The organism is Candidatus Thiosymbion oneisti (assembly GCF_900092655.1).
Classification (GTDB): Bacteria; Pseudomonadota; Gammaproteobacteria; order Chromatiales; family Chromatiaceae; genus Thiosymbion; species Thiosymbion oneisti.
This window is the reverse complement of record NZ_FLUY01000835.1, coordinates 1-3,356: the sequence shown is the minus strand read 5'-3', so window position 1 is coordinate 3,356 and position 3,356 is coordinate 1. Positions and strand designations below refer to the sequence as shown.

Annotated in this window: 4 protein-coding genes; 3 read left to right on the top strand and 1 reads right to left on the bottom strand. The window is 59.6% G+C overall.

Annotated features, from left to right (window positions below; translation table 11 throughout):
• Window positions 1-65 precede the first annotated feature (65 nt).
• Entirely contained in the window at window positions 66-422 is a 357-nt protein-coding gene (locus tag BQ17_RS08955) for a S24 family peptidase (RefSeq protein ID WP_089726286.1), read from the bottom strand.
• 141 nt (window positions 423-563) lie between these two features.
• Between BQ17_RS08955 and BQ17_RS24670 the strand changes: the two genes are divergently transcribed.
• From BQ17_RS24670 to BQ17_RS08945, 3 genes are all read left to right on the top strand, one after another.
• Window positions 564-881, top strand: coding sequence for a hypothetical protein (locus BQ17_RS24670; RefSeq protein WP_439645660.1), 318 nt, complete (start codon window positions 564-566; stop codon window positions 879-881).
• A gap of 43 nt (window positions 882-924) precedes the next feature.
• Window positions 925-1,188 (top strand): DUF4351 domain-containing protein, encoded by a 264-nt coding sequence (locus BQ17_RS24665; protein WP_439645659.1) that lies wholly within the window; start codon window positions 925-927, stop codon window positions 1,186-1,188.
• A gap of 183 nt (window positions 1,189-1,371) precedes the next feature.
• Window positions 1,372-3,168, top strand: a complete 1,797-nt coding sequence (locus BQ17_RS08945) for an ABCB family ABC transporter ATP-binding protein/permease (protein WP_089726284.1) — start codon at window positions 1,372-1,374, stop codon at window positions 3,166-3,168.
• The last annotated feature ends 188 nt before the right edge of the window (window positions 3,169-3,356 follow it).

The window sequence follows — 3,356 nt, the reverse complement described above, 5'->3', positions numbered from 1 at the left end:
CGAATTAGTGTGGATTCGTGTCTATTCGTGGTTCGCTTATGGAAACAGTCGGTTCGAGTTGAATGTCAACAGGCCCTGGGCTCGGCCTCATACCGGTAATGCTTGACCCGGCGTCGGATGTTGCGCTGGATAATGATTCCCATGACCTTCCATTCGCGGCCTCTGAGGTCGATCTCAGGATACCGTCGGTTGAGAGCGATCAACCACTCTCTGCCTTGCTCGTCCATCTGGTACTGCCTGAACCAGCGCACGCCCTCTACCTCTGCGAAGACATACATGCCGTGGCTGCACCCTTCGGCCTGTTCGATGATGACGACGCATTTATCCGGGAACTCGGGCTCCATGCTGTCGCCGAGGACCTGGAGGGCGAAGGGCTCGCGCCAGGCGCAACCGGTTTCGTTATCGAGAGTAGGATTGGACATAGGCCGCCTTCATGTCGTGTCTTTCAGGAATCTATCCGGCTTTCGGGGTCTACCCCATTTTCGGACCGTTCGTGGTCCAATCCTGTGGCAATATCCGGTGATTGTACATGCACTCGCCGGCGGATCGGTTAAGCTTGGTCTATGAGTCACGATCAGAACTTCAAGAACCTCATCCTGGATTATCCCCGCCAAGCCCTGGCCTTTTTTGCGGCTGAGGAGGCCGCGGACCAACTGTCCGGCGCCGAGGTGCTGCCGGTGCGACAGGAGCAACTCAAGGATCGGCTCGGCGATCGTTTCCGGGAGCTCGATGTCCCCTTGTTGGTTCAATGGCCGGACGGTCGGCGCGAGGCCCTGTTGTTCGTCCTGGAAGAAGAAAGCGACCCACGGCGTTTCTCTATACACCGGCTGGCGTACTATTGCCTGAATCATCGACATCTATGCGGATCTGGACAACAATGAGCGGGCCAGATACGAGCAGGAATATCCCCAAGAGGCCGAGATCATGACGGGTTTTGCTGAACGCTTCATCGAGCAAGGCAGGCAACAAGGCAGGCTGGAAGGTAGACAGCAAGGCAGGCTGGAGGGTCGCCAAGAAGGCAAGCAAGCAGGTCAAGCTGCGATCCTGCTGCGGCAACTGCAGCTGAAATTCGGGGTCGTGCCCGAGGCGGTACGCCGAAAAATCGAGCGCGCCGACTCGCGGATGTTGCTGGTGTGGTCAGAGCGGGTATTGACCGCCGCCGGTATCGAGCAAGTCGTTGGCGATTGACAAGCTCGTTTTCTCCTATATGAGGCTTCAAACCGAAATCTCATCGCGGATCCTGTCGAAGAATCCCATGGACGGGATCTTTCAAAATCCCATAAGAACGATCACTCGATAGTCTGTCGGGAAGCCCAAAGCTACCATATGGCCGAACCCCGTCCAACGCTCTAGCCGGCCAACAAACCCCGCATGCGTCGTATCATCTCGACGGAGCCTGTCCATCGCGATCGCCGCGATCTGCACAATCTGCGCAGCATGCTTCCCTTTCTGTGGGAGTTCCGTGGCCGGGCGCTGTTGGCGCTGGCCTGTCTGGTGCTGGCCAAGCTCGCCAACGTGGGCATTCCGATCCTGCTCAAGGAGATCGTGGACGCCTTCGAGGACCCGCAAGCCGGGATGCTGGTGCTCCCGGTCTCTCTGTTGTCGGCCTATGGTGCGCTCAAGCTCAGTGCCTCCCTGTTCAACGAATTGCGGGATGCGGTCTTCGCCCGGGTACGTTACCGGGCCATGCGTCGGCTATCGACCCGGGTGCTGGAGCATCTGCACCGGCTGTCCCTGCGTTACCACCTGGAACGCCGGAGCGGCGCCATCAGCCGCGACCTGGAGCGAGGCACCCGGTCGGTGAGCACCATCCTCAACTATATGGTCTTCAGCATGCTCCCGGTACTGGTGGAATTCGCGCTGGTGGCCGCGGTGCTCCTGACCCGATATGCCGCCGTCTTTACGCTGGTTACCTTCGGGACGGTAATGGTCTATGTGGCCTTTACCCTCACCATCACCGAGTGGCGCATGGATTTTCGTCATCGGATGAACCGGCTCGATTCCCAGGCCAACGGGCAGGCTCTGGACAGCCTGATGAACTATGAGACGGTGAAGTATTTCGGCAATGAGGTCACGGAGCTCGCTCGCTATGATGATACCTTGAGAGATTGGGAGCAGGTTGCCGTCAAGAGCCAGTCTTCCATGTCCATCCTGAACTTCGGGCAAGGCGGGATCATCGCTATCGGGGTTACCTTGATCATGGTCTTTGCGGCCCGGGGGGTCGTCGCCGGCACCATGAGCATCGGTGATCTGGTGCTGGTAAACGCACTGCTGCTGCAATTGTTCATACCACTCAACTTCCTCGGTGTCGTTTACCGCCAGATCAAGTATGCCCTGGCGGACATGGATCTGGTGTTCAAGCTGTTGGAACGGGAACCTGAGATCGCCGATCGGCCCGGCGCCGGGCCTTTGGTCCTACACGGGGGCCAGGTGCGGTTCCAGCGGGTGGACTTTTATTACCAACCCCAGCGGCAAATCCTGCGGGGATTGGACCTCGCGCTCGAGCCGGGGCAGAAGTTGGCCGTGGTAGGCCCCAGCGGGGCCGGAAAGTCCACGCTGGCACGGTTGTTGTTTCGCTTCTACGACGTGACCGGCGGGCGCATCCTGATCGACGGTCAGGATCTGCGGGATATCACCCAAGATAGTCTGCGTGCCGCCATCGGCATCGTTCCCCAGGATACGGTGCTGTTCAATGAGAGCATTCTCTACAATCTGGCCTATGGGCGTCCGGGTGCGAGCCGTGCGGAGATCGAGCAGGCGGCACAGATGGCCCATATCCTGGATTTTATCGAAGGGCTACCGGAGCGGTGGGATACGGTGGTCGGGGAGCGGGGACTCAAACTTTCCGGCGGCGAAAAGCAGCGGGTAGCCATTGCCCGGGCCATGCTCAAACGGCCACGGATTCTGGTCTTCGACGAGGCGACTTCATCCCTGGACAGCCATACGGAGCGGGCCATCCAGCAGACCCTAGCGGAGGTCGCGGAGGACCACACGACCCTGGTCATCGCCCACCGTCTGTCCACTGTGGTGGACGCGGACCATATCCTGGTCATGGTGGGAGGACGGATCCGCGAGCAGGGTACCCATCGCCAGCTGTTGGAGCAGCAGGGAGTCTACGCCGAGATGTGGGAGCTGCAACGGCACGAGCGGGATGTCCCTGTTGCCTAGATCCGTTCATGACTGATGACCATTTGGACCGGCAACTCGGCATTCAGGTTCTAGCCGGTAACCAGAAGAGCCGACAAAATGTCAGCGGTCCCAGGGGCCGACAAAATGTCAGCGGTCCCAGGGGCCGACAAAATGTCGGCGGTTCCGGGGACGCTGGGACCGCCGTCTTTCAGACGGCTTACGCACCC